24 protein-coding genes and 1 pseudogene are annotated in these 23,107 nt (G+C 63.1%); 10 read left to right on the top strand and 15 right to left on the bottom strand.

The features are described 5' to 3' along the window. Nucleotides 1-28 precede the first annotated feature (28 nt). The 7 genes from ACVWWD_RS14525 to ACVWWD_RS14495 all read right to left on the bottom strand — a co-directional run bounded on the left by ACVWWD_RS14525 (nucleotide 29) and on the right by ACVWWD_RS14495 (nucleotide 6,921). Complete coding sequence (locus ACVWWD_RS14525) at nucleotides 29-811, bottom strand: ABC transporter ATP-binding protein (protein ID WP_352550285.1); 783 nt, start codon at nucleotides 809-811, stop codon at nucleotides 29-31. A 10-nt stretch (nucleotides 812-821) separates the two neighbouring features. Then, a complete protein-coding gene (locus ACVWWD_RS14520) occupies nucleotides 822-1,685 on the bottom strand; it encodes an ABC transporter permease (protein WP_023771219.1) in 864 nt (287 codons plus the stop codon). A gap of 28 nt (nucleotides 1,686-1,713) precedes the next feature. Next, entirely contained in the window at nucleotides 1,714-2,724 is a 1,011-nt protein-coding gene (locus ACVWWD_RS14515; RefSeq protein ID WP_352550286.1) for an ABC transporter substrate-binding protein, read from the bottom strand. A 244-nt stretch (nucleotides 2,725-2,968) separates the two neighbouring features. After that, a complete protein-coding gene (hutC, locus tag ACVWWD_RS14510) occupies nucleotides 2,969-3,700 on the bottom strand; it encodes a histidine utilization repressor (protein WP_023771221.1) in 732 nt (243 codons plus the stop codon). A gap of 1 nt (nucleotide 3,701) precedes the next feature. Next, the gene (locus ACVWWD_RS14505) at nucleotides 3,702-4,730 is read right to left on the bottom strand and encodes a zinc-dependent alcohol dehydrogenase (protein WP_352685706.1); all 1,029 of its coding nucleotides are present in this window, start codon (nucleotides 4,728-4,730) and stop codon (nucleotides 3,702-3,704) included. A 15-nt stretch (nucleotides 4,731-4,745) separates the two neighbouring features. Then, a complete protein-coding gene (gene hisD / locus ACVWWD_RS14500) occupies nucleotides 4,746-6,068 on the bottom strand; it encodes a histidinol dehydrogenase (RefSeq protein ID WP_023771223.1) in 1,323 nt (440 codons plus the stop codon). 79 nt (nucleotides 6,069-6,147) lie between these two features. Further along, a complete protein-coding gene (locus tag ACVWWD_RS14495) occupies nucleotides 6,148-6,921 on the bottom strand; it encodes an SDR family NAD(P)-dependent oxidoreductase (protein ID WP_352546890.1) in 774 nt (257 codons plus the stop codon). 355 nt (nucleotides 6,922-7,276) lie between these two features. Here ACVWWD_RS14495 and ACVWWD_RS14490 point away from each other — a divergent pair, with 355 nt between their 5' ends. After that, nucleotides 7,277-8,509, top strand: coding sequence for an NAD(P)/FAD-dependent oxidoreductase (locus tag ACVWWD_RS14490; protein ID WP_457103628.1), 1,233 nt, complete (start codon nucleotides 7,277-7,279; stop codon nucleotides 8,507-8,509). A gap of 215 nt (nucleotides 8,510-8,724) precedes the next feature. Here the strand turns inward: ACVWWD_RS14490 and msuE are convergent, their stop codons facing one another. Further along, nucleotides 8,725-9,285 (bottom strand): FMN reductase, encoded by a 561-nt coding sequence (gene msuE / locus ACVWWD_RS14485; RefSeq protein ID WP_352546888.1) that lies wholly within the window; start codon nucleotides 9,283-9,285, stop codon nucleotides 8,725-8,727. 756 nt (nucleotides 9,286-10,041) lie between these two features. Here msuE and ACVWWD_RS14480 point away from each other — a divergent pair. From ACVWWD_RS14480 to ACVWWD_RS14450, 7 genes and pseudogenes are all read left to right on the top strand, one after another. After that, on the top strand, nucleotides 10,042-11,013 hold the full coding sequence (locus ACVWWD_RS14480; RefSeq protein ID WP_352546886.1) for an SDR family oxidoreductase: 972 nt from the start codon (nucleotides 10,042-10,044) through the stop codon (nucleotides 11,011-11,013). A gap of 10 nt (nucleotides 11,014-11,023) precedes the next feature. Further along, nucleotides 11,024-12,735, top strand: a pseudogene (locus ACVWWD_RS14475) (HAD-IIB family hydrolase). Nucleotides 12,736-13,043: 308 nt separating this feature from the next. Beyond that, nucleotides 13,044-13,361, top strand: a complete 318-nt coding sequence (locus ACVWWD_RS14470; protein ID WP_352546884.1) for a plasmid stabilization protein — start codon at nucleotides 13,044-13,046, stop codon at nucleotides 13,359-13,361. A gap of 26 nt (nucleotides 13,362-13,387) precedes the next feature. After that, the gene (locus ACVWWD_RS14465) at nucleotides 13,388-13,831 is read left to right on the top strand and encodes a PPC domain-containing DNA-binding protein (protein WP_023782355.1); all 444 of its coding nucleotides are present in this window, start codon (nucleotides 13,388-13,390) and stop codon (nucleotides 13,829-13,831) included. A 56-nt stretch (nucleotides 13,832-13,887) separates the two neighbouring features. Next, nucleotides 13,888-14,889: an ATP-dependent DNA ligase gene (locus ACVWWD_RS14460; protein ID WP_352546881.1), complete on the top strand. Its 1,002-nt coding sequence runs from the start codon at nucleotides 13,888-13,890 to the stop codon at nucleotides 14,887-14,889. 122 nt (nucleotides 14,890-15,011) lie between these two features. After that, on the top strand, nucleotides 15,012-15,530 hold the full coding sequence (locus ACVWWD_RS14455; RefSeq protein ID WP_015319108.1) for a YciE/YciF ferroxidase family protein: 519 nt from the start codon (nucleotides 15,012-15,014) through the stop codon (nucleotides 15,528-15,530). A 68-nt stretch (nucleotides 15,531-15,598) separates the two neighbouring features. Then, nucleotides 15,599-15,874, top strand: a complete 276-nt coding sequence (locus ACVWWD_RS14450) for a hypothetical protein (RefSeq protein WP_023771233.1) — start codon at nucleotides 15,599-15,601, stop codon at nucleotides 15,872-15,874. A gap of 22 nt (nucleotides 15,875-15,896) precedes the next feature. Here ACVWWD_RS14450 and ACVWWD_RS14445 read toward each other — a convergent pair whose 3' ends face one another. Beyond that, complete coding sequence (locus ACVWWD_RS14445) at nucleotides 15,897-16,061, bottom strand: hypothetical protein (protein WP_023771234.1); 165 nt, start codon at nucleotides 16,059-16,061, stop codon at nucleotides 15,897-15,899. A gap of 145 nt (nucleotides 16,062-16,206) precedes the next feature. Here ACVWWD_RS14445 and ACVWWD_RS14440 point away from each other — a divergent pair, with 145 nt between their 5' ends. Further along, nucleotides 16,207-16,416, top strand: a complete 210-nt coding sequence (locus ACVWWD_RS14440) for a hypothetical protein (protein WP_352546877.1) — start codon at nucleotides 16,207-16,209, stop codon at nucleotides 16,414-16,416. A 102-nt stretch (nucleotides 16,417-16,518) separates the two neighbouring features. On the opposite strand, the gene ACVWWD_RS14435 is transcribed toward ACVWWD_RS14440, so the two are convergent. The 6 genes from ACVWWD_RS14435 to ACVWWD_RS14410 all read right to left on the bottom strand — a co-directional run bounded on the left by ACVWWD_RS14435 (nucleotide 16,519) and on the right by ACVWWD_RS14410 (nucleotide 21,879). Beyond that, nucleotides 16,519-18,798, bottom strand: coding sequence for a xanthine dehydrogenase family protein molybdopterin-binding subunit (locus tag ACVWWD_RS14435; protein ID WP_352546875.1), 2,280 nt, complete (start codon nucleotides 18,796-18,798; stop codon nucleotides 16,519-16,521). Nucleotides 18,799-18,800: 2 nt separating this feature from the next. After that, nucleotides 18,801-19,823, bottom strand: coding sequence for an FAD binding domain-containing protein (locus ACVWWD_RS14430; RefSeq protein ID WP_352546873.1), 1,023 nt, complete (start codon nucleotides 19,821-19,823; stop codon nucleotides 18,801-18,803). A 1-nt stretch (nucleotide 19,824) separates the two neighbouring features. Continuing rightward, nucleotides 19,825-20,445: a (2Fe-2S)-binding protein gene (locus ACVWWD_RS14425; RefSeq protein WP_023782360.1), complete on the bottom strand. Its 621-nt coding sequence runs from the start codon at nucleotides 20,443-20,445 to the stop codon at nucleotides 19,825-19,827. A gap of 271 nt (nucleotides 20,446-20,716) precedes the next feature. Further along, on the bottom strand, nucleotides 20,717-21,127 hold the full coding sequence (locus tag ACVWWD_RS14420) for a DUF427 domain-containing protein (RefSeq protein ID WP_023771238.1): 411 nt from the start codon (nucleotides 21,125-21,127) through the stop codon (nucleotides 20,717-20,719). A 213-nt stretch (nucleotides 21,128-21,340) separates the two neighbouring features. Then, nucleotides 21,341-21,523 (bottom strand): immunogenic protein (bcsp31-1), encoded by a 183-nt coding sequence (locus ACVWWD_RS14415; RefSeq protein WP_023771239.1) that lies wholly within the window; start codon nucleotides 21,521-21,523, stop codon nucleotides 21,341-21,343. Next, nucleotides 21,520-21,879 carry a DUF768 domain-containing protein gene (locus ACVWWD_RS14410; protein ID WP_023771240.1) on the bottom strand — a complete coding sequence of 120 codons (360 nt, stop codon included), beginning with the start codon at nucleotides 21,877-21,879 and terminating at the stop codon, nucleotides 21,520-21,522. The genes ACVWWD_RS14415 and ACVWWD_RS14410 overlap by 4 nt, the downstream gene beginning before the upstream one ends. A gap of 149 nt (nucleotides 21,880-22,028) precedes the next feature. Here ACVWWD_RS14410 and ACVWWD_RS14405 point away from each other — a divergent pair, with 149 nt between their 5' ends. Next, nucleotides 22,029-23,099, top strand: coding sequence for a YihY/virulence factor BrkB family protein (locus ACVWWD_RS14405; RefSeq protein ID WP_352546897.1), 1,071 nt, complete (start codon nucleotides 22,029-22,031; stop codon nucleotides 23,097-23,099). The last annotated feature ends 8 nt before the right edge of the window (nucleotides 23,100-23,107 follow it).

The following is a 23,107-nucleotide window of genomic DNA, read 5'->3' as shown; positions in this document are numbered from 1 at the left end:
GGCGCGGGGCCGACGAAGGTTGCTGGCGTCACGCCATTTCGGGACGTCTCGACGCCTCGCGGATCGCCTTGTGCACGCCGCGTTGCAAATCCATGAAGGCCGGGGCCTCCATGACCTCTTCCCGGCGCGGGCGTTCGATGTCGACGTTGAAGGTCTGCATGATGCGTCCCGGGCCGATCCCCATGACGACGATGCGGTCCGACAGATAAACGGCCTCCTCCACGTCATGCGTGACGAACAGCACCGTGAGCCGGTGCTCCTCCCAGATCTGGGTCAGCAGTTCCTGCATCTGGTGTCGGGTCAAGGCATCGAGCGCGCCGAAGGGCTCGTCCATCAGCAGCATTTTGGGGCGATAGGAGAGAGCGCGGGCGATAGCGACGCGCTGCTTCATGCCGCCCGACAGTTCGGACGGGAAGCGATCGGCGCTTTGCGTGAGCTTGACGAGGTCGAGATGCTCGAGCGCGATCTCGCGGCAGGCGGCGCGATCATAGCCGGCGGCCTTCAGGGCAAACTCGATATTCTGCCGCGCCGTCAGCCAGGGGAGCAACGTATAGGACTGGAAGACAACACCACGGTCGAGGCCCGGCTGCAGGATCGGCGCGCCATCGATGCTGAGATCGCCGGCGTCGAAATCCTGCAGTCCCGCGACGATCGACAGCAGCGTGCTCTTGCCGCAGCCCGACGTGCCGACGAGGGAGACGAACTCGTTGTCGGCGAGGTCGAGATTGATGTCCCGCAGCACTTGCGTGCGCCGCTCTCCGGTGCCGAAGCTCTTGTTGAGACCGGCGATGCGCAATTTGGGAACAGTCACCGGCGGTTCCTCATTGCGGGTGGCCTTCCTGTCGGAACAGCACCTTCTCCAGGGCCTTCATGGCTTGGTCGGTGATGAGGCCGAGCACGCCAAGCAGCAGGATGTAACCGATGATGGTGTTTGTCTGGAAATAGCGCTGCGACACGGTAATGCGATAGCCAAGGCCGGATGTCGCCGCGACGAGTTCGGCCAGCACCAGCCAGGTCCATGCCCAGCCGAGGCTGATGCGCAGCGTGTCCCAGATGCCCGGCAAGGCGCTGGGAACGACGATGCGCGTCAGGATCTTGCGGTCCGGCAGCCCGAGCGTGCGCCCAAGGCCGATGAAGTCGGTGGGAACCCGTTTCACATTGTCCATGATCATCAGCACCTGCTGGAAAAAAGTGCCGATGAAGATGATCAGGAATTTCTGGGTATCGCCGGTACCAGCCCACAGGATGGAGAGCGGCACGAAGGCGACAACCGGCATGTAGCGGATGAAATCCACCAGCGGCTCGATGGCCGCCTCCCAGGAGCGGAAACTGCCGATCAGCACGCCGATCGGTATGGACAGTGCCGAGGCGAGGAGGAAGCCGATGGAAATGCGGTACATCGAGGCCCTGAGGTCGAGCCACAAGGTGCCGTCGGCGGCGAGCTTGGCGATCTGGGTCGCAACGCTGCCCGGCGACGGCAGGAAGATGGGTTTCACCCATCCCAGCCCGGTCGCCGCCCACCAGGCGAGGCCAAGGCCGACAAAGACGGCCACCGCTATCGCCAGGAAACGCGACCGGGCGATGGGCACGCCGATCCCGGAGGACCGGCGTCGCCTTGCCTGTTTTGCGGCGGGCGCTCGTGCCGGGCGGGCCAAGCCGGTTTTCGCGGGAGGCTCTCCGGACATCCGCGTTACCACCGCGATCCGGATCTCGTCACCGCGCCGCCTTGACGAAGGACGGATCGATCATCTGCTCCGGCGTCACATCGGCCTGCAGAAGCTTGGCGTTCTTGGCGGCCGCTTCGACATCGGCGAATGTCTTGGTGGTAAACTCTCCGGTGAGCGCCGTCTTGTTTTCGGCGAGCGAATAGTAGCGCACCCCGTCGAAAGCGGTGTTGAGGTCCTTGACGTCGGAACCGACCGCCTTGGCGATGATGGCGCGGCTGCCGGGGGTGTCGGCGTTATAGTCCTTGAGCGCGGCGTCCCAGCTCTTGATCATGGCCAGCACCTGGCCGGGTCGCGATTTAATCACCTCATCGCGCACCACCAGCACGTCGCTGATCAGGCCGGGATCCTCGCCGGCGGTGAACAGCAGCTTGACGTCCTTGTTCTGCGCCATGGCGACAGTGAGGTACGGCTCGTAGGTGACCGCGACCGGCACCTGGCCCGCGATCAGGGCGCCGCCGGCGTCGGCGGCCGGCATCGGAACCGGCTGGATATCGGCGACCGACATGCCGTTCCTGGCCAGCGCGTATTTGAGCAGGATGTCGCTCGTCGTGCCTTCCTCGAAAGCGACCTGCTTGCCCTTGAGATCGGCGATGGAGGTGACATCCTTGCCAGCGACGATGGCGTCGGCGGTCATGGAGACATCGAGCAGCAGCACGATCTTCACCGGCAGACCGGCCGCAACCATGCCCATCGCCGTGTGGGTGGCGATGTTGGCTGCGTCGAGCTGGCCGCTTGCGAGCGCCGCGTTGATATCCTTGTCCTCGGCAAAATTGACGATCTGGACGTCCGACAGACCGTTTGTCTTGAACAGTCCCTTGGCCTCGGCGACGTGCCACTGGCCATATCCAAGCCACGGCTCGATGCCTATCTTGAACGATCCAGCTTCAGGTGTCGTCGGGATGGCAGCATCGGCTGCGTGGGCCACCGGGGCGGTGGCGAGCCCGATCGCGGCGGCCATCACGAGCGCGCGAAATTGTCCTGCTAGGTTAAGCGTCATCTTTCGTTCCCCTTGATGATCAGACCGCTTTTTACCCAGGCATCCGGTCTGGTGAGACTGCGGGGTTCTGCTCTTGCGGCACTGTGCCTCGGCGTCTTGCCCGCCACTTCATGGTTGAAGCGCTAACATATTTCAGCGGCAGCGGCAGCGGATGTCAAGGCTGAAATACATACATGCATATACAAGTTGGAGGGACTCAAATTCAGGTTGATCCAGCTCGGCGGCTTGCATTGGCTCGTCGCCTTCAGCTCGCTTTGGAAGGCGAGTAGCGGCTGCCGAGCGAGTAGCGGCTGCCGGCATAGGTCAGCTTGCTGATCGTGGCCACGACTGCCCCCGTCCATGTCCTGCGATGCAGGAGAAGGCAGCAACTGCCGACATCGATGCCGAGATGCTGTGCCGTCTCCTTGTCAGCCGGGATCGCGGAGATGATATGCTCGACCTCGGTCACCGGCGTCTTCTGCATCAGGTAGTCATAGGTCGCCGTCTTGGTGAAGTCCTGCTTGTCGTAGTCGGGGATCAGGTCCGGATTGACGAAACGCTCTTCCAGTTGCACCGGCAAGTCGTTCTCGAAATTGACAACGACGGAGTGATAGATCGAAACCCGCTTCGCAAACTCGAACGACAGTGCCAGTTCCTTGGTCGGCATCATCGCTTCGAGAACGAGAACTTCGGAACGATGGCTGTTGCCGCGCTCGACGATCTCCGCCGCGATATTGTTGATCTCGATCAGCGTCGACTGCGGCCGGGGCGGCGCGATGAATGTTCCCACACCTTGCAGCCGGATCAGGAATCCCGCCGAGGTCAGCTCCCGCAGGGCCCGGTGAACCGTCATCCGTGACACGCCCAGTGAGGCCACCAGCTCATTCTCGGACGGCAGCTTGCGGTCCTTGCCCCACCGGCCCGTCCCGATGTTGGTCAGGATGTAGTCCTTCACCTTCTCGTAGAGGGGGCTTGCCGTGTCGGGCAAATCGATCATTTCAAAAACCCTTTCCGGCAGGTTGCCGCATGCGGATGATTGTTTTCAAGCCATCGCTGCTTCCCGCCAACAGCCGCTCATAGGCGGCTGGAATGTCGTCCAGACCGATCTCGCAATCGACAAGGGCCAGCAGCGGTTCACTCAGTTCACCCAGCATCCGCACAGCGTCGGGCAATTCGTCCGCGAAAGCATGGCAGCCGAGCAACGCGATCTCGCGTTCGACAAGAACATTGGGGTCGATGTCGAGGCGGCCATGGAAGATGCCGACCATCGCTATCGCGCCACCAGGATCGAGAACGCCGAGTAGCTGGCCGAACGCCGCGACGCTGCCGGTCGCCTCGACGGCCGCCAGCAGCGGGACGCTGGCGGTAGCGGCTGCAACGGCATCGCGGTCGAGACCGACAATCGTGGCGCCCGTCACCCGCGCCACGCGGGCGCAGCGCGCCTGGTTGCGGTCGGCGACAAGCACCGTGCCGGCGAAGGTTCGCGAAAGCAACAGCGCGGCAAGACCGCCGATCGGCCCGCAGCCGACGACCAGAACCGAACCTGCCGTCTTCGGCAGACGCCGCACCGCGTGCAGCGCGACGGCAAGCGGCTCGGCCATCGCCGCGACACGCTCGTCAAGGCTGGCGTCGATTACATGCAGCAGACGTGCGGGCAATACCGCCTGTTCGGCAAAACCCCCGTCGCAGATTTCACCAACGAAGCCCAGCGTGACGCAGAGTTGCCGCTTGCCGGCACGGCATTGCGCGCAGTCTCCGCACCAGAAACGGGAATCGGCGACGACCCTGTCGCCGACGGCGATGGTATCGACCCCCTCGCCCAGGGCGATCACCGTGCCGGTCAACTCATGGCCGGCCGTCGAGGGCGACCGGCTTATCCATTGACCGGTGCGGAAATTGTGCAGGTCCGAACCGCAGATGCCGGCGGCATCGACCCTGAGCTTTACCCAGCCGCCATCGGGAATGCCTGGCGCGGCGATGTCCTCGACGCGCAGATCGCCCTGTCCATAAAGTCGTGCCGCCTTCATCGCGATCGTCTCCGCTCAACCGGCGAGATAGCGGTCGCGGATCTCCGAGACCGCGTTTTCGTGCGAGCTGAACCCCTCGTAGCGGGCGAGCCGGCGAGCATGCTGCGCCAGTTCCGGATAGGCGGCCGAGGTGACATAGCCGACCGAGGAGCGCTTGACGAAATCCGTCACCGAAAGCGGCCCATAGGTTCGCGCCCAGCGGCTGGTCGGCAGCACCGCATTCGGCCCCAGGACGAAGTTGGCAAGAGTGACCGGCGTATGCGGGCCCATGAGGATTTCGGCCGCCTCGGTGATGGGGCCGAGATGCGCGAACGGCTCCTTCGACAGGATTTCCAGATGTTCGGGCGCGTAGTCGTTGATGAAGCGATAGCTTTCCTGCAGCGACGCCGTCAGCACGATGCCGCCGCGCTTTCCGGTCAGCACCGCCCGCGAGAATTCCACACGCTGTTCGGTCATCCGCGACCAGTGGTCGGGAAGTGCAGCAAGTGCTGCCTCGGCGACCTTGCGGCTGTGCGTCACCAGATAGGCTGAAGAATCCGGCCCGTGCTCGGCTTCGATCAGCAGATCGAGCGCGGCAAGGCCTCCGTCGACACTGTCGTCGGCAAAGATGATGGCTTCCGACGGTCCGGCAGGCAGGCCCGTATTGATGATCGAGGACAGCACGCTCTTGGCCGCCACCACCCAGGGGCTGCCCGGGCCGACGATCTTGAGTGCCGGCTTGACCGTCTCGGTGCCGTAGGCGACGGCGGCAACGGCTTGAGCGCCGCCGCACTTGTAGACGGTCCCGACGCCGGCAAGGCGAGCGGCGACCAGTGTGGCCGCGTCCACCGACCCATCCGGGGTTGGCGGCGTCACGATCGCGATCCGCGGCACGCCGGCAATCACAGCCGGAACCGACGTCATCATCGTCACCGACGGAAAGGCGCCCTTGCCGCGCGGCACGTAGAGCGCGACCGATGCGATCGGCGTGTACCTGTCGCCGGCATAGGCGCCTGGCCGGATCTCCTTGAGCCACATGGTTTCCGGCTTCTGCTCCTCATGAAAATGCCTGATATTCTCGATGCCGAACCTGATGCTCTCCACGACATCCTTCTCGACCTTGTCGAAGGCCGCGTCGAACTCCGCTTCCGACACTTTCAGTCCGCCTTCCGCCACATTGGCCTTGTCGAACTCCCTGGCGAAGCGGATCAGGGCGGCGTCACCCTCTTCCCTGACGGCCTGGATGATCGGGCGGACCTTTTCGACGAAGGCCGACAGATCGCCCTCGGCGCGTTTCAGCAGACCGGCCCGTTGCGCGGTATCTAGGGATGACAGATCGTGGAAGCTGATGTCGGACATGGGGTGCTCCTTCTGTTCAGAGCAATGCGCCGGCCGGTCACATTGCGGAAGACTTTGTTCCCGAACTGGGCGAGCCGCCTCAGATCGATGCGAGGAAACCGCCATCCACCGGAATGGACTGGCCGGTAATGTAGGCTGAGGCGTCCGAAGCAAGGAACACGGCGACGCCGTGCAAGTCGCGCAGATCGCCGAAACGATGCTGCGGGATCTTGCCGAGCATGGATTGCCGCCACGCCTCGTTGGCGTAGAACACCTCTGTCATCGCTGTCCTGAAATAACCTGGGGCGATGGCGTTGACCCTGATGCCAAGCTGCGCCCATTCCGCTGCCAGCGCCCGGGTCATGCCGAGCAGGCCCGACTTGGACGAGCCGTATGGCACCGCCGTCGGAATGCCGACTTCTGAAGTCAACGAGCAGAGATTGATGATGGCGCCGGGCCGCCCGGCGTCCCGCATCTGCCGTGCCGCCGCCTGAGCGCAGAAGAACGCGCCTTTGAGATTGGTGTCGACGATCCGGTCCCACAGCGGCTCGTCAACGTCGAGCGAGGGCCGGACCTCTTCCAGTCCGGCATTGTTGACGAGAATGTCGAGGCCGCCAAGCAGGCGATCTGCCTCGGCAGCAGCCGTTCGGCACTGGCCGACATCGGTTACGTCAAGCGCAATGGCGTGCGCAACCCCGCCGGCCGCGCGGATGGCCGCCGTCGTCTCGTCAAGCGAGTCCAGGCTACGGGCCGTGACCGCGACGTCGGCGCCGGCCGCGCTCAGCGCCTCGGCGATGCTGCGGCCAATGCCACGGCTGGCGCCGGTGATAAGCGCCTTCCTGCCGGAGAGGTCGAAAAGAGAAGCGTTGCGCATGTGATCCTCCTTGGCCGCTCCTTGGCGCAGAGACTATCAGATCGATTTACATGTACAAGCATGTACAAACAACTTGATTGCGATAGCAGGACGTCATCCGTCGCACGCGCGATCACATAATTGGCTCCTCATACGACATGCCACGGGCGGCAGGCCTGTCGTAAATGTCGTGACCTCCCGAAAACATGCAGGATTGCTGGCGTATCCAACACGAGAGTCTGGGTCTGCCGCGCATGCAGGATATCGGCCATTGAGAGCTATCGTGCCCTCAAGCCGGCCGCCTTGTCGTGAAAGCCTCCGTCCATGAACGAAAGCAGCCCGCCCCCGGAGCCTCTATCGCGATACGGCTGGCAGCATCGGCAATTACCCCTCCCTTGCCGGCGCGCGGCGGGCGAGGGTCGCCATCGTCGGTGCTGGCTTCACCGGCCTGTCGACCGCCCTGCATCTGGCGGAAGCCGGCGACGACGTCTGCGTGCTCGATGCCTATCAGCCGGGATGGGGAGCGTCGGGCCGGAATGGCGGTCAGGTCAATCCGGGCCTCAAATACGATCCCGACACGATTGAAGCGATGTTCGGCCCCGAGCTCGGGGCGCGGATGATCGACTTCTCCTACGGTGCTCCGGATTTCACCTTCAACCTAATCAAGCGCCTGTCGATCGATTGCGAGGTCCGGCAGAACGGCACCATACGCGCGGCCATCCGGCCGAAGCCGGCAGCCGCGGTGCGGGCCACGGCCAATCAATGCGAGCGGCGGGGGATGCCGGTCGGCTTGCTTGACGCAAAGGCGATGGCGGCGCGAACCGGCACGGACAGATACATGTTCGGCATGTTCGATGCTCGGGGCGGCGACCTCCATCCCTTGAAATACGCGCTTGGCCTGGCGGCCGCCACGCGGAAGGCCGGCGCGCGGATATTTGGCGGCAGCGAGGTTCTCTCGCTGAGCAGGCAGGCCGGGCGCTGGGTGCTCGAGACCGCAAACGGATCCGTCAGCGCCGAGAAGGTCCTTGTCGCGACAAACGGCTATACGGGAAACTTGTGGCCGGGCCTAGAGCAGTCGCTGGTTCCAGTGTTCAGCGCCATCGCGGCGACCGAACCGCTGTCGCCCACGGTCGCGGATGCAATTCTTCCCGAAAGACCGGTCGTCTACGAAGCCGGCAACATCACCGTCTACTACCGCATCAACGCCCAGAACCGGCTCCTCATGGGCGGACGGGGACCGATGAGGCCCATCGGCGATGCTTCCGCCATCCGCTATCTCACCGATTATGCGCTACGGCTCTGGCCGGCGCTTGCTGGAACGGGGTGGACACATGGCTGGAACGGCCGGGTTGCGATCACTAAAGACCATCTTCTGCACGTTCACGAGCCGGAAGACGGCGTGCTGATCTGCCTTGGCTACAATGGCCGCGGTGTTGCCATGGCCTCGGCGATGGGCAATGCGCTGGCAAACCGCCTGCGCGGCGACGAGACCACTCCCTTCCCGATGCCGATATCGGGACTGAAGCCAATCCGGCTCCACCGCTTCTGGCCGCTTGGCGTAAGGGCGGCGATCATTTCGGGCCGGGTGAAGGACCGGTTCGGCCTCTGACGGAAGAGCACGCCGCTATGCTCCGGTCTTAGCAGCGGATAATCTTCGGGCGTGGTCGTCCGTGCATGCGGAGCATCAGCGTCCGCTGATTGCGACCGGGCGGCCAGGCGGTGCAATGGAAGTCACCCTGCGGCGCACAGGCGCGTTCAACGGCGGGGCTTCAGACAAGCGCTCCAGCGCGCGCCAGGGTCGGAGCGGGATATGTTCCGAGCACGCTACTCGGCGGCTATCCTGGCGTGCTGCCGGCCAAACAGCGCTACACCGACATCGTCCACGGCGAGGCCAATGCGGGCCCGGATCGCTTCGGATGCCAGCACGCCATCAGCGAAATCCTTCTCCGAGGCGTATACGGCCGTCGGCAGCGCAAAGGCTTCGAAAAAGCCGAACAGCGGCCGCAGCTGATGCTCGACGATCAATGCATGGCGATCGCCGCCGCCGGTCGCCGCCAACAGCACCGGCTTGCCCCTGAGGGCCGCCGGATCGACGAGATCGAAGAAATGCTTGAACAGACCGGTATAGCTGCCCTTGTAGGTAGGCGAGCCGACCACCAGGACGTCGGCGGCCAGGATCCGCTCGAGGATGGCGCGAGCCTGTACGTCCAAGTCCCGCGTGGCTTTGGCATTGCCAAGGCTGGGACCGAGATCGACGATGTCGTGGGTACTGGCGGCGAGGCCGTATCGTCGGGCGATCTCCGTTACGATATGGTCCACGAAGCCGCGGGTCTTGGAGGGCCGCGTGAAGTTGCCGGAGAAGCCGACAATGGCCGGATTGGTCATGATGGATGCCCTGTGATCTTTTCGAACCAGTTCGCCAATGTCCATAGTTTTTATAGACATTGCTGCCGAACAAAAGGAATTCACGGTCGCCGTGTGCCGAAATCGGGAAAGATTTTTCTCCCGCGGAGCCGCCTTTGAAATAGCCGCGAGATTGGCAGCGCGCAAACGTCGTTCGCGATCGCCCCCCTGCATGCCGGATGATGACGTCACCCGATCCAAATGTACTTGGCAACTGTCGCACGCGAAGGGCGATGCGACCGTTGGCGAAAAGGGGTGACCATCACCGTTTGTTCGGAACCTGATCGCCCGGCGGCTGTTTTCCGTTCAGTCAAACATGGAGGACGCCATGGCACGCGACAGAACCGAATATGAAACCGGCGCACGGAAGTATCCCGCTAGGACCGGCCCGGATCCGAACGATGATTTCTCGTCTGACGCAGCGGGCAACAAGCCACCGGCGGGTGGTATGGGGCTTACGCGACCGGCGGATCAGACAAATGAAGAGACACATCAGTCAGAAGGACAGAACCCGCCTCGCAAGGCGACGCCCAGCCCCGCGACACAGAAGACATCCGGCGCGGGTCCGGCGATCTCCGAGCACTCGAAGGACGCGAAGGCTCCAAGGTCGGGCCGCCAACCCGGCGCCTACGTCAAGGACTGACACGGACGGGCGACGATACCTTCTGACAAGCCTATGCGTCGCGCAGACCCGCCGGTCTGCCGCGCGTTGAACTTTCTTCAGCCGAGGAGACGATCATGCAGACGAAGTCACAAACGGCCGGTGAAGCCGCCAAGCAGCGCCATATCCAGCGCGGCATCGATGCCAAGGACAAATCGAAGCGCAACGGAAAGGCGGAGCACGCCATGCAGGCAGGCGCCCGGACCTATCCCGAGCCGCCCTTCCCCAAGCAACATCAGGCGAAACCCGGGCATGAAGCGGCGATCGAGCCCGCTCCGCTCTACGATGCACCCTACTATGTCGGATCAAAGAAACTCGAAGGGAAGGTGGCTCTCATCACTGGTGGCGACTCGGGCATCGGACGCGCGGTGGCGGTGTTGTTCGCCCGCGAAGGCGCCGACATCGCGGTCGTCTACCTGGCCGAGGACAGAGACGCCGAAGACACAAAATCCGCTGTTGAAAAAGAAGGCCGGCGCTGCATCCTGTTGAAGGCCGACGTCAGTGAACGCCAGGACTGCCACGATGCCGTGGCGACCACGGTCGAAGCATTCGGCCGCATCGACGTGCTGGTCAACAACGCCGCCTTCCAGATCCATTCCAGCGACTTCAGCGACCTGACCGAAGAACATTTCGACACGACGCTGAAGACCAATCTCTACGGCTATTTCCATATGGCGCAGGAAGCCGTGCCGCATATGAAGCCGGGCTCGGCGATCGTCAACACTGGTTCGGTAACCGGCATAGAAGGCTCGAAGCAGCTGGTCGACTATTCGATGACCAAGGGCGGCATCCATGCCTTCACGCGAGCGCTTTCGGGCAACCTCATCGCCAAGGGCATCAGGGTGAACGCGGTCGCGCCTGGCCCGGTGTGGACGCCGCTCAATCCGTCCGACAAGGAAGCCGACGACGTCTCGAAATTTGGCGCCGACACGCCGATGAAACGGCCGGCCCAACCGGAGGAACTGGCTCCAGCCTATGTGTTCCTCGCCTCCCCGCACTGCTCAAGTTACATCACCGGCGAGATCCTGCCGATCGTCGGCGGCTACTGAGGTCATCGCAATGTATTTCATTGCCTTGGCGACCGACTATGATGGGACCCTCGCACATGACGGGACGGTCTCCAACAAGACGCTCGCCGCGCTGGAGCGGTTCAAGAAAAGTGGCCGCAAACTGCTTCTGGTCACCGGCCGCGAGTTGCCCGACCTTAAGCGCGTGTTTCCCGATGTCGGCCTGTTCGACAAGGTCGTCGCCGAAAACGGCGCCCTGATCTACACACCGGCCAGCGAGGAAGAGCGGGCGATCTCACCATCGCCGGAGCCCGAATTCGTCGCCAGGCTGAAAAAGCAGGGGGTGAAGCCGCTTTCGGTGGGACGGTCAATCGTCGCCACCTGGGAACCGCATCAGGCGACCGTGCTCGAGGTCATCAAGCAGATGGGGCTCGAACTCGAGATCATCTTCAACAAGGGCGCGGTAATGATCCTGCCGAGCGGCGTCAACAAGGCCACCGGGCTGGCGGCAGCACTCGAGGACCTTCGCCTGTCGCCGCACAATGTTGTGGGTATCGGCGACGCCGAGAACGATCACGCCTTCCTGAAAGCCTGCGGCTGCAGCGTTGCGGTAGACAATGCCATTCCCGCGGTCAAAAGCACCGCGGACCTGGTCACGCGCGGTGCACGCGGCAAAGGCGTCGAGGAACTGATCGTCAAGCTGATCAAAGCGACCACGGGATCGTGCCGAAACGTCACGACGGGATTGTCCTGGGATCGTCCGGTGGCGACGACATCTATCTGTCGCCGACCGAAAGCGTGCTCATCGCCGGCAGTTCGGGCATCGGCAAATCCACTTTGGCCACCGCGCTGACAGAACGCTTCGTCGACAGCCGATTTCAGTTTTGCGTCTTCGACCCGGAGGGTGACTATGACGGCCTCGAGGGCGCCGTTCGGCTGGGGGATGCATCGAGCGCGCCGACAAAGGCACAGGTGCTCGACCTGATCGCCAAGGCCGACAGCAATGTCGTCGTCAACGGGCTGGCGCTGCGTGTCAACGAACGGCCTGACTTCTTTGCCGACCTGCTGCCTGGCCTTAGCAGTTTCCGTCGCCGCACCGCAAGGCCGCATTGGCTGGTCATCGACGAAGCGCACCATCTTCTTCCGAAGCGGCGCGACGACACCCGCGCCGTGCTCTCCCTGGAATTGCCGGGCACGATCCTGATCACCGTCCATCCCGAGGCGATTTCGACCGACGCCCTGCGTCTGATGACGGCCGTCATCGCCCTTGGCCCGAAGGCTAAGGACGTGGTGAAGACCTTCTGCCATGAGACCGGCATCGAGCCGCCGAAGGACATTCCCACGCCCAAGGGCGATCGGGTTCTGTTCTGGCGGCCGGGGGCGCGCAAAAAAATCACGACGATCAAGGTCATAGAACCTCGCCAGTCTCTCAAGCGCCACAGCCGCAAATACGCCGAGGGTCAACTCGATGAGACCGGCAGCTTCTATTTCCGCGGTCCCGACGATGCGATGAACCTCAGGGCCCATAATCTGATGATCTTTGCTCAGATGGCCGAAGGCATAGACGACAAGACCTGGGAGTTCCAATTGCGCGCGGGCGACTATTCGAAATGGTTCCGCCACCAGATCAGGGACAAGGACCTCGCCCGCGAAACCGCCGAGGCGGAAAAGGACAGCAAGCTTTCGGCGGACGAGAGCCGCAAATGGGTGCTCGATGCCGTTCGGCGGCGCTACACGGCACCCGCGACTGCGCCCGAGGCGTAACAGCCCGACAGGAGGCGGTCATGAGCGATGACCGGCATGGCAAAGACGATAAAGACGGACGCGGCGAAAATGGACTGTCTTCCCAGCGCGCCAAGGCGAGATCATCCTGCGAACCCGCACGCGCCGGATCATCTTCGTGGCAGGACTGGTCGGCATCCTGACCCTGGCGGCGGTGGTCAGGTTCGCGATCGGTTGAACCTACCTGGCTGCAACAGCCGCCGCGATAGGGCGTATCGGGCAAGGCTGACCGCGCTTGGAACCCGGGCGCCGGCTTGGCGTTCAACCTCCATCGAGAAGGAGAAACGATCATGCCCCGAGGCGAGAAATCCAAATACACCGACAAGCAGGAACGCAAGGCCGATCATATTGCCGAAGGCTACGAGAAGCGTGGCGTCTCCGACAAGGAAGCCGAGCGACGCGCATGGGCGACGGTCAACAAGGACGATGGTGGCGGCAAGAAGGAAGGCGGCTCCGGGCGGGGCAAGCACACGGGGCACCCAGCGGCGCACAAGGGCGGCAAAAGCGGCGGAAAGGCGTCCGCTTCCCGATCGGCCGCCAACCGGTCCGAATCGGCAAAGAAGGCGGCGGCGACCCGCAAGAGGAACGCCGAACACCACGCCCACTGACCGACCGCGAGGATTGGAACGCCGGCATGAAATCGCGACTCGTCAACGAGGCCAATGGCCAACGGACATTTGTCGTGGTGCTCGACCCCGGCGAGGAAGCGTTCGCGGCGCTGACCAGCTTCGCGGTCGAGCAGAAGATCGGTAGCGCCTCCCTGACGGCGATCGGCGCGTTTCAACGGGCCACCGTCGGTTGGTTCGACCTGGAGGCGAAGACCTATCGAAAAATCCCGGTCGACGAACAATGCGAGGTCCTGAGCGCGATCGGTGATGTCGCGACGGGCGATGATGGCAAGCCAAGCCTTCATGTCCACGCGGTGCTTGGTTTGAGCGACGGCACGACCAAAGGCGGCCATCTGCTCGAAGGCACCGTTCGGCCGACATTGGAAATCACCGTGGTGGAAGCGCCGGGTCACCTGCGCCGCCGCAAGCGAGCTGAATTCGGTGTGGCTTTGATCGATCTCGGTGCCTGAAGCTCCTGCGGCTGGCGGGCTTCGCCGCTGGCGCCGTGCCCCAGAAAGTAAAGGCAATGACGGACAGGTTTGCCCTACCCCTGGACACGCCCCCCATGGAGGCCAAGGCAGCCGACATCCTGCCGGATGGGGAAGGCCTTTGGCAATACGAGCCCAAATGGGACGGGTTTCGCTGCCTCGCCTTCAAAGGCGACACGGATGTCTACTTGCGCGCCAAATCCGGCAAACCTCTCGGCCGTTACTTCCCGGAGCTCGTCGCCATGCTGCGGCAGGTCGAGGCCCGCAATTTCGTCGTCGATGGCGAGATCGTCATCGAGCTCGAAGGCCAGCTTTCTTTCGACGCGCTACAGATGCGGCTTCACCCAGCCGAAAGCCGCATCCGCAAGCTGAGCGCGCAAACGCCTGCCCGGCTGATCCTGTTCGACATGCCGGTCGCGCCAGGCGACACGATCCTGCTCGGCGAGCCGTTGACGCAACGACGCCTGGCAGTCGAGGGCTTTGTTCAGGACTGCGCCGAGCCTGGGTTGCGGCTCTCGCCCAGCACGACCGATCCGGCGATCGCCAGACGCTGGCTTGAGGAAGCCGGCCATGGTTCCACCGACGGCGTGGTCGCCAAATTGCTGGCCGACCCCTACCGGCCGGGGGAACGCGCGATGGTCAAGGTCAAACGGCTGCGTACGGCCGACTGCGTGGTTGGAGGATTCCGCTATCTGACCGGCGGCAAGGAGGTCGGCTCGCTCCTGCTCGGCCTTTATGATGAGAGCGGCAAACTCGACCATGTCGGTTTTACCTCGACCATTGGCAGGGATGACCGGGCTGGCGTCACCCGAAAGCTGGAAAAGCTGCGTGGCGGGCCCGGCTTCACCGGCAAGGCGCCGGGTGGGCCTAGCCGCTGGAGCACGCAGCGCAGCGGCGAATGGGAGCCCCTGCGGCCGGAACTGGTGGTGGAGGTCCGCTTCGACCATGTCACCGGCGACAGGTTCCGGCATGGCACCAAACTGTTGCGCTGGCGGCCGGACAAGGCGCCGCGTCAATGCACCATGCAACAGATCCAGTGACGGAGTTCGCGCCGCGGACACGCTTGCGCGTCATTGCGAGATGGCTGGAACAACCGTCCTCACAGCAAGTTGTGCTCCAGCTACACCGCTGGTGGGCTTCACGACAATTGGAGATAAAAATCATGGCGACTGCGAAGAAAGCGGCAACGAAAGGCCTTGAAGCCCTGTTCCTCGACGGGCTGAAGGACATCTACTACGCCGAGAAGAAAATCCTGAAGGCACTGCCGAAAATGGCAAAAGGCGCCGAATCCGAAGATGTTTCGGCAGCATTCGAGAAACACCTGCAGGAAACCGAGGGCCAGGTCGACCGCCTCGAACAAATCTTCGAACTCCTCGACAAGCCGGCCCGGGGCAAAACCTGTCCGGCCATCGACGGCATCATCGAGGAGGGTTCGGAAATCCTCCAGGAATATAAGGGCGACCCGGCGCTGGATGCTGGGCTGGTCGGGGCGGCGCAGGCCGTCGAACACTACGAGATCGCGCGCTACGGGACGCTGATCGCCTGGGCCGAACAGCTCGGCAAGAGCGACGTGGTCAAACTCCTTAACGAGACCCTCGAGGAGGAGACGGCGACCGACGAGGCACTTTCCAGCCTTGGCGAGGGCGGTGTCAACGAACGTGCCCTGGAACAGGCCGCCTAGCTGGCGAGCTGTTGCCCCGGGCGCTTCAGGCGATCCGGGGCAAACTCCCCGGATTTCGGAGAACGACGATGGACCCCCGCAAAAGTGAGCAACCCACAGTTCAGAACGAAGACCCGACGGAGACTGAAGGTCCCACGGTAGAGCAGCAGGATTGGGACGCGCTCGCAGGCGCGAGAATCCTTCCGGATGACGTCGAGGTGGAAGACGAGGCCGACGGCGAATTGCCCGAGGAAGATGACGACAACCCCTACCAGGAAAGCGACGAGGCATTGCCCGACGATGTCGAGGAAGCGGTGCTGTCACGCGATCCTTCAAGGGAAGGCGGCCGCTTCGACGAGGAGTGACCAAACAGAGGGCGGATTCCGCTCAGCCGACCGCATGCATCGGGGGCTCTTCGTTCTCGTCAGGATTGGGCAACGGCGCCTCATCGGGCAATCCTTCCGGCTCCGGTTCGCCCATCGGCTTGGGCTTCCAATTGGGAGCCGGCATGGGTACGTCGCGGTTAGGGTCGGGTTCTCTCGGATCGGGCATCAAATCTGTCTCTCTTTCGGCTTAAGCATGCGGCGTCGACTCTGGCGCAGCACTATCACTCCGGAGCCCGTCCCCAGCGCTCGCGACGGGCACGGAGCCACACAGGTTTGCTAGCGATTCTCTGGCTTTGCTCGCCAGCTCTCACATGCTGTTCATGGGTTCCGCCACGCGTCGTGCCGACGCTGTCGCCGCCTTGTTGGCGCTGGACGCTGTCGTCGCCTTGTTGGCGCTGATTGTCACCGGCTTCCTGCCGCTGACGTCGGTTCTTATCGTCCATGTTCTTATGGCTTTGCTGGCCTGCTTTCACGTGTTGTTCGTGGCTACCGCCTTGATTGGGCATCTTCATCTCCTTTGAGTTGTGCGAGACGACCACCGCCTACGGGACGAAAGACGCTGGCGGCCCGGACGTTCCCTCACGTAATAATTCGTGGATCAGACCGCCCATGGGTAAGCCCGATCAGGCGATAAGCTGCTCGATCCTGATGGGAAGATCGCGGATTCGTTTGCCAGTCGCATGGTATACCGCGCTCGCAACGGCGGCCGCCGTGCCGACATTGCCCAGTTCTCCGAGGCCCTTCACGCCTGCCGGATTGACCTCTCGGTCAATCTCCGGAACCAGGATCACTTGGAGATCCTTGATGTCGGCGTTGACCGGCACGAGGTAGTCCTGCAGATCTCGATTGACGTATCGCGCATAGCGGCTGTCTACCTCGGTCGCCTCATGCAGCGCCTGGCCGATGCCCCAGATCATTCCGCCCATCAGTTGGCTGCGCGCCGTGCGCGTGTTCATGATGCGGCCGGCGGCAAAGGCCCCGACAATGCGCGGCACGCGGATTTCCCTGGTAAGGCGATTGATGCGAACTTCGACGAATTCCGCGCCGAATGCATATTTCACCGAATCCTCGTCCTGCTCGCCGCCGTGAAACTCCGGCTGGCCGGCATAGAGCTTCTTGAGCGCTTCGGGGCTCGCCCCCTTGGGCGCATACTCGGCATACTCCTCGATCGCCCCCACCCGCATGGTTTTCAAGACGTCCTCGACCTTTGCCGAAGCGCCGCCCTTGGCAATGATTTTGCCATCGAGGATATCCAGTTCCTCACTGTGGGCGCCGGCAAGCGGACCACCTTCGCCGATCGCCGCGGCAAACAGCTTCGTCCTGATCGCGTCGCAGGCCTTGAGTACCGCCGAACAGACGCTTGCGGTGGAGATAGACCCTCCCGACACGGGCGCCGGAGGCAAGGTGCTGTCGCCCATCTCGACGCTGACCCTGTCCATGGCGACACCGAGGCGCTCTGCTGCCATCTGGCCGGCGACCGTGCGCACCCCGGTGCCGATTTCATGCGAGCCGCTCTGGACACGTACATCGCCGTCGACGGTCAGCCACACGCGCGCAGCGCAGGGAGCCGATGAGGTCGGATAGATCGCCGTCGCGCAACCCATGCCGATCAACCAGTCGCCGTCGTGCATCGATCCGACCTTGGCGTCCCGCTTCGCCCAGCCGAATGCGTCCGCCGCCTGGTCGTAGCATTGCATCAGCGAGCGGCTCGAGAACGGCTTTCTCCCGATCGGTTCGGCTTTTGGCTCGTTCACCCTTCGGAACTCCACCGGGTCCATGGCCAGCGCCACCGCCATTTCGTCCATGGCATTCTCCAGCGCATAGACGTAAGGCGTTTCGGGAGGCGAACGCATGTAGCCGGGCGTGTTGCGGTCCGCCTGGACCAGCGACACCTGCGTAAGCACCGCGCCGTAATCATACATACGGCCGGTCGCCGACGTTCCCCCGACCACGTAGGGATCGGGTCGCGATGTCACCTCCCAGCCCTCATGCGCGAAAGCTGTTATGCGGCCGTCCTTGTCGGCGCCCATTCGGATCCGGTGTCTGGTCTCGGCGCGATAGGTCTGGGTACCAAACGCCTGCATGCGGCTGACCACGCAACGCACCGGCCGGCCGAGACGCCTTGCAGCGACCGCGACGATCGCCGTGCGGGCCGTCATCGGCCCCTTCGAGCCGAATGCGCCGCCGATGTATGGGCTGACGATGCGCACCTTTGCCGGATCGATCTTCAACTGCCTGGCAAGTTCGGCCTTCCAGCCGGTGACGTTCTGGGAAGGCTCATGGATGGTGAGTTGATCGCCCTGCCACATTGCCGTCGTCGAAAACAGTTCGATCGGGTTGTGGTGCTGCGTCGGTGTCGAATAGCGTGCATCGATCCTGACCGGAGCAGCGGCATAGGCGGCGTCGAAATCGCCAGACTTGACGTCTTCCTTGAACATCGGGCTTTTGCCCGCGGCGGCAACGGTCGTTGCTCCAGGGCTGTCGAAGCCCGCACTCGGTTTCTCCTCGGCGTAGTCGGCGCGGATCAGCAGCGCAGCTTCCTCCGCCGCCTCGAAGGTCTCGGCGACCACCAAGGCAATGATCTGCCCGTCGTGAAAGACCTTCCGGTCATGCAGGGGCGCGATCGAGGCGGCGGCGATGTTGCCGAATTTCGGCTTGTCCACCGCGTCCATGTCGCCATAGGTCACGATGTCGAGCACGCCCGGCACCGCTCGGGCATTGTCCAGGTGAAGTGCCGTCACCTTGCCCCTGGCGATACTGCTGGTGGCCAGCGCGCCATAGGCGACGTTGGCCGCCGGGAGGTCCGCCGGATAAGTCGCCTGACCGGTCACCTTCAGCCGCCCCTCGATGCGCGGCAGCGGGGCACCCATGTTCTCCTTGGGCTGCGGAGCGGCTGCCTTCATGATCACACCTTCATCTCACGGGTTTCGAGGAGCGCCCGCACCAGCGTCCTTTTGCCAAGCTCGATCTTGAACGCGTTGTGGTCGCGCGGCCTGGCATCGGCGAAAGCCGTCTCCGCGGCCGCCCGCGCCGTTGCCTCATCCAGTATCTTGCCGTGCAGGACCGCTTCCGCTTCCCTCGCCCGCCACGGCACCGTGGCGACGCCGCCAAGTGCTATGCGTGCCTCGCGAACGTTGTTGCCGTCGAGGTCGAGAGCGACCGCCGCGGAAGCCAGAGCGAAGGCATAGGATTCGCGGTCACGGACCTTAAGGTAGCGGGAACGCCGGGTCCAAGGACCCGCGGGCACGTCGATGGCAGTGATGATCTCGTCAGCAGCGAGACCGGTCTCGACATGAGGGGTATCGCCGGGCAAGCGATGCAGGTCGGCGAACCGGATTTCGCGCGCGCCACGCGAACCCTCGACATGGAGGTTGGCGTCAAGGGCAATCAGTGCCTGGGCGAAATCACCATGATAGGTGGCGATGCAGGCGTCACTGACGCCCAGCACCGCGTGTTGCCTATTGAAACCGTCCATTGCCGCGCAGCCCGAACCCGGCTGGCGCTTGTTGCAGGCCCATGAGATCTCCCTGAAATACTCGCACCGCGTCCGTTGCAGCACGTTGCCGGCAAGGCTGGCCATGTTGCGGAGTTGACCGCTGGCTGCCAGCCTGAGGCTGTCGGCAATGACCGGATAATGAAGCCTGACGTCTTTATCGTCAGCCGCCTCGCCCATCCGCACCAGCGCCCCGAAACGAACCCCTTCGGCGGTGACGCGGATTTGCCGAAGCGCCGGCTCGGAGAGACGATTGAGATCGAGGAGGCGGCTCGGTTGGGCAACGTCGAGCTTCATGTAGTCGGCTAGATTGGTGCCGCCAGCGATGAATTGCATGTCTGACTGGGTCGGCGGCCGATCCGGCGCGGCAAAATTCGAAGCGAGGGCGACAGCCGCCGGGATGTTGGCCGGTTGCTCGAGAACGAAAGGACGCATGTCAGGCTCTCCCGGTTTCGTCGCGAGCCTGCACGATCGCCGCCACGATGTTGGGGTATGCGGCGCACCGGCAGATGTTGCCGCTCATATATTCCCGGATATCGGCCTCGGAACCGGCGTGGCCTTCGTTGACGCAGCCTATGGCCGACAGAATCTGGCCCGGCGTGCAATAGCCGCACTGGAAGGCGTCATGGTCGATAAAGGCCTGCTGCATCGGATGCAGGGCGCCGTCGCGCGAGGCGAGCCCCTCCACGGTCGTCACATCCTTGCCCTGCATCATCACCGCGAAGCTCAGGCAGGAGAGGACCCGTTTTCCGTCGACGAGCACGGTGCATGCGCCGCATTGCCCATGGTCGCAGCCTTTTTTCGTCCCGGTCAGCCCAACGTGGTCACGCAAGGCGTCGAGCAGGCTGGTCCTAGTGTCGAGCGAAAGCTCGTAAGCCTGCCTGTTGATACGAAGCGAGGTGACGACCGGCTCCCGGAGCTTGGAACGGGGCGCGGCCACTTCATCCGCCTTGGCCTTAGGAGGCAGGAGCGGTGCGACCGCAGCGGCCGAAACCGTGCCCGTCATGAAACGTCTCCGGCTGAGGCCAATTGGCTTTGAGACGAGGGTTTCGGACATGGCTCCGCTCCTGACTGGTTTCGCCGCTAACCTTTTACTCCGGGCATTGTTCCGAATGCAGCGCGACAAAACCCTGCCTGATCGCGAAAGGGTGATTTGCTCCCGCAGGTCGGTGAGGCGCGGCTAAAACCGATCGAAGCGGCCGCAACGAGGCTTCTAGAGAGTGGATCGATGTGGGGAAGGCTCGGACTCGCACCGCTGCCGCTGATCCCGGCGGCGGCGACTTGCCGGCATGGCGACAAGCAAGAAGAACGAAGGTCGAGGCGGCATCCTACTCCATGACATGTGGAGTGTGCCGCTTGTCCTCCTTGGGATCGACGTCAATACGTGCCTTTTTCGGATCGAAGGCGCCATGACGCGCGATGGCCAGGGCTGCGGTGTCCGGCGTCTCATATGCCCACATGAAGTCATCGGCCGAGCCGCCGACAGCATGAACGCGCCAATAGCTCGCTGTTCCCTTCAACGGGCATTCGCTGGTGGTGTTGGTCTTCTCGAAGAGGTCGAAATAGATATCCTCGAACGGGATATAGAATACCGGCTCATGGCCCTCCTCCCGAAGAATTTTCGCACGGTCGCTTGCGGCGACTATCGCGTCGGAGAAACGGACCGTCACCGTGCCGAGGAATGGTTCTATGCTCATGCCGCCGATAGGGCGCCTGGAAATCGCTTCTGAACCTTGCATCTGAATTCTCCTTGGCCAGCGTCTTGATGGTTGGATGACATTTGTCTTCCAAGCGTGAAGTCGAAATGCGCAGCAGTGGATTGAGGTTCCGGTCCCTCCGTAAATCCTGGCTTGTGCAGTCATCAGCCTAGCCGCGCCGGGGAAATGACCGGAGCCTCATCGTTCAGGCCAGCCACGCACGTAGCAGCGGCGTATCGCAATAGGAAATCGGGTTCATTTGGTCGCCGGGGCAGTTGGCTGATCGCCACCGGTCGTCGACTGCGGTCTGGCGTCCTGGTCGACCGGCGGGTTCTTGGTGACGGTGTCGGTGTTGGCCTTCGTCGGCTCGGTGCTGTTGTCACATGCGGTGAGCGCAAGACCCGTTGCCAGGACCAGAAAGGACAGGAACCTCGTCATCGCCATCTCCTCGGGCTGACACTCGACAAACGAGGTTCCGCGATTCTGGTTGCCACCGTGGCCACGCCTTCCAAGGGGGAGCCGTTCCCTTCATCGATCGTTTCCGCGATGTATTCAGTAAGATCGCCCACCTCATCCTGGATGTCCTGCGCCGCGATCCCCTCGTCTTGCGCATCCGCCACGCACTGACTTGCGAGTTCCTCCGCGACATCGATGCCGGACATAGGGATAGACTTGTCAACCACATGTTCTTCGATCCAATCCCCAATGAAGTGGGCTGTTCGATTGACGATCAGGTCGGCGTCCTCGGACAACGCCGCTTCGCGCCTGAGCTTATCCCTGGTTGTCGTTCTCATCGGACACACCCGTTCACTTGACCGATTTCAAACGCCGCTCGGCCGCAAAAGATGCAGGTAAGGAGGAAAATCGTGATCGGCCGCACGGCGGGAACGGGTGTCTTTGTCCCGCGTTGTCAGCCACGCTTTGGACATCCTCGAACCCGGTAATGGCTTTGAAACCACAACGAGGTTCTCCGCCGAACGACAAGCAGCCCTCGCTGATCGATGAGGAAGCAGCCAGCCGCGCGGCCTCGACAACCAAGGACGGCAATGCCCCAGCAGGGCGGGAGCCAGGAAGCCGGGGGCGCGACGCCACATGGCCATCTCAAATCACTGGGCTGGGGTGGAAGGACATCTTCTGGCGACTTTGGGAAGAGTTCAACAAGGACCGGGTTCTGCTGGTGGCTGCCGGCGCGACCTTCTATCTCCTGCTCGCCTTGTTTCCCGCCCTGGCGGCCTTCATCTCGATCTATGGCTTCGTCGCGGACCCGGTCACGGTCGCCGACGATGTCGCTTACCTCCAGGGATTGTTACCGCAGGGTGGGCTCGATCTCATCCGCGATCAGCTGCAGGCCTTGGCCCGCCAGAAAGCAGGCGCTCTCGGCACAGGCTTTTTCATCGGGCTGACAATCGCCCTCTGGAGCGCCAACAGCGGCATGAAGGCACTCTTCGACGCGATGAACATCGCCTACGAAGAGCGTGAGAAACGCTCGTTCCTTGTCCTCAATCTGATGTCGATCCTGTTCACGGCCGGAGCCCTGCTCATCGGCATCGTGCTGCTGCTTACGGTGGGTGTTGTTCCGTCGCTGTTGCGCTTTTTCTACCTTGATGCCTGGACAGAAACCGTGGTTGCGGTATCCCGATGGCCCATCCTGGTGGTGTCGATCCTGACCGGCATTTCCTTGCTCTACCGTTTCGGGCCAAGTCGGGAACATGCGAAATGGCGATGGTTGAGCTGGGGAGCGCTTGCGGCAACCGCGGCATGGATCATCGCGTCGTGGCTGTTCTCGTTCTATCTCCAGCATTTTGCCAACTATAACGCGACATACGGCTCGCTCGGTGCCGTGGTCGGCCTGATGATGTGGACATGGATTTCAGTCATCATCCTGATCGCCGGCGCCGCCATCAACGCGGAAATGGAACATCAGACAGCCTGTGACTCGACCACAGGCCCTGCGGTTCCCATGGGTGAGCGCGGCGCGGTCGTCGCCGACACTTTGGGCAAGACTGCGGACTGACGGAACTT

Source organism: Mesorhizobium sp. URHB0026, from assembly GCF_054059755.1.
Note: the sequence above shows the minus strand (reverse complement) of the source record. Positions and strands in the feature narration are given on the sequence as shown.

Bases quoted from the DNA above. Each gene is read 5' to 3' on its own strand.
- ACVWWD_RS14520 (WP_023771219.1), bottom strand. From the start codon at position 1,685: ATGTCCGGAGAGCCTCCCGCGAAAACCGGCTTGGCCCGCCCGGCACGA.
- ACVWWD_RS14515 (WP_352550286.1), bottom strand. From the start codon at position 2,724: ATGACGCTTAACCTAGCAGGACAATTTCGCGCGCTCGTGATGGCCGCC.
- hutC (WP_023771221.1), bottom strand. From the start codon at position 3,700: ATGATCGATTTGCCCGACACGGCAAGCCCCCTCTACGAGAAGGTGAAG.
- ACVWWD_RS14505 (WP_352685706.1), bottom strand. From the start codon at position 4,730: ATGAAGGCGGCACGACTTTATGGACAGGGCGATCTGCGCGTCGAGGAC.
- hisD (WP_023771223.1), bottom strand. From the start codon at position 6,068: ATGTCCGACATCAGCTTCCACGATCTGTCATCCCTAGATACCGCGCAA.
- ACVWWD_RS14495 (WP_352546890.1), bottom strand. From the start codon at position 6,921: ATGCGCAACGCTTCTCTTTTCGACCTCTCCGGCAGGAAGGCGCTTATC.
- msuE (WP_352546888.1), bottom strand. From the start codon at position 9,285: ATGACCAATCCGGCCATTGTCGGCTTCTCCGGCAACTTCACGCGGCCC.
- ACVWWD_RS14480 (WP_352546886.1), top strand. From the start codon at position 10,042: ATGCAGACGAAGTCACAAACGGCCGGTGAAGCCGCCAAGCAGCGCCAT.
- ACVWWD_RS14470 (WP_352546884.1), top strand. From the start codon at position 13,044: ATGCCCCGAGGCGAGAAATCCAAATACACCGACAAGCAGGAACGCAAG.
- ACVWWD_RS14465 (WP_023782355.1), top strand. From the start codon at position 13,388: ATGAAATCGCGACTCGTCAACGAGGCCAATGGCCAACGGACATTTGTC.
- ACVWWD_RS14460 (WP_352546881.1), top strand. From the start codon at position 13,888: ATGACGGACAGGTTTGCCCTACCCCTGGACACGCCCCCCATGGAGGCC.
- ACVWWD_RS14455 (WP_015319108.1), top strand. From the start codon at position 15,012: ATGGCGACTGCGAAGAAAGCGGCAACGAAAGGCCTTGAAGCCCTGTTC.
- ACVWWD_RS14450 (WP_023771233.1), top strand. From the start codon at position 15,599: ATGGACCCCCGCAAAAGTGAGCAACCCACAGTTCAGAACGAAGACCCG.
- ACVWWD_RS14445 (WP_023771234.1), bottom strand. From the start codon at position 16,061: ATGCCCGATCCGAGAGAACCCGACCCTAACCGCGACGTACCCATGCCG.
- ACVWWD_RS14440 (WP_352546877.1), top strand. From the start codon at position 16,207: ATGCTGTTCATGGGTTCCGCCACGCGTCGTGCCGACGCTGTCGCCGCC.
- ACVWWD_RS14435 (WP_352546875.1), bottom strand. From the start codon at position 18,798: ATGAAGGCAGCCGCTCCGCAGCCCAAGGAGAACATGGGTGCCCCGCTG.
- ACVWWD_RS14430 (WP_352546873.1), bottom strand. From the start codon at position 19,823: ATGCGTCCTTTCGTTCTCGAGCAACCGGCCAACATCCCGGCGGCTGTC.
- ACVWWD_RS14425 (WP_023782360.1), bottom strand. From the start codon at position 20,445: ATGTCCGAAACCCTCGTCTCAAAGCCAATTGGCCTCAGCCGGAGACGT.
- ACVWWD_RS14420 (WP_023771238.1), bottom strand. From the start codon at position 21,127: ATGCAAGGTTCAGAAGCGATTTCCAGGCGCCCTATCGGCGGCATGAGC.
- ACVWWD_RS14415 (WP_023771239.1), bottom strand. From the start codon at position 21,523: ATGACGAGGTTCCTGTCCTTTCTGGTCCTGGCAACGGGTCTTGCGCTC.
- ACVWWD_RS14410 (WP_023771240.1), bottom strand. From the start codon at position 21,879: ATGAGAACGACAACCAGGGATAAGCTCAGGCGCGAAGCGGCGTTGTCC.
- ACVWWD_RS14405 (WP_352546897.1), top strand. From the start codon at position 22,029: ATGGCTTTGAAACCACAACGAGGTTCTCCGCCGAACGACAAGCAGCCC.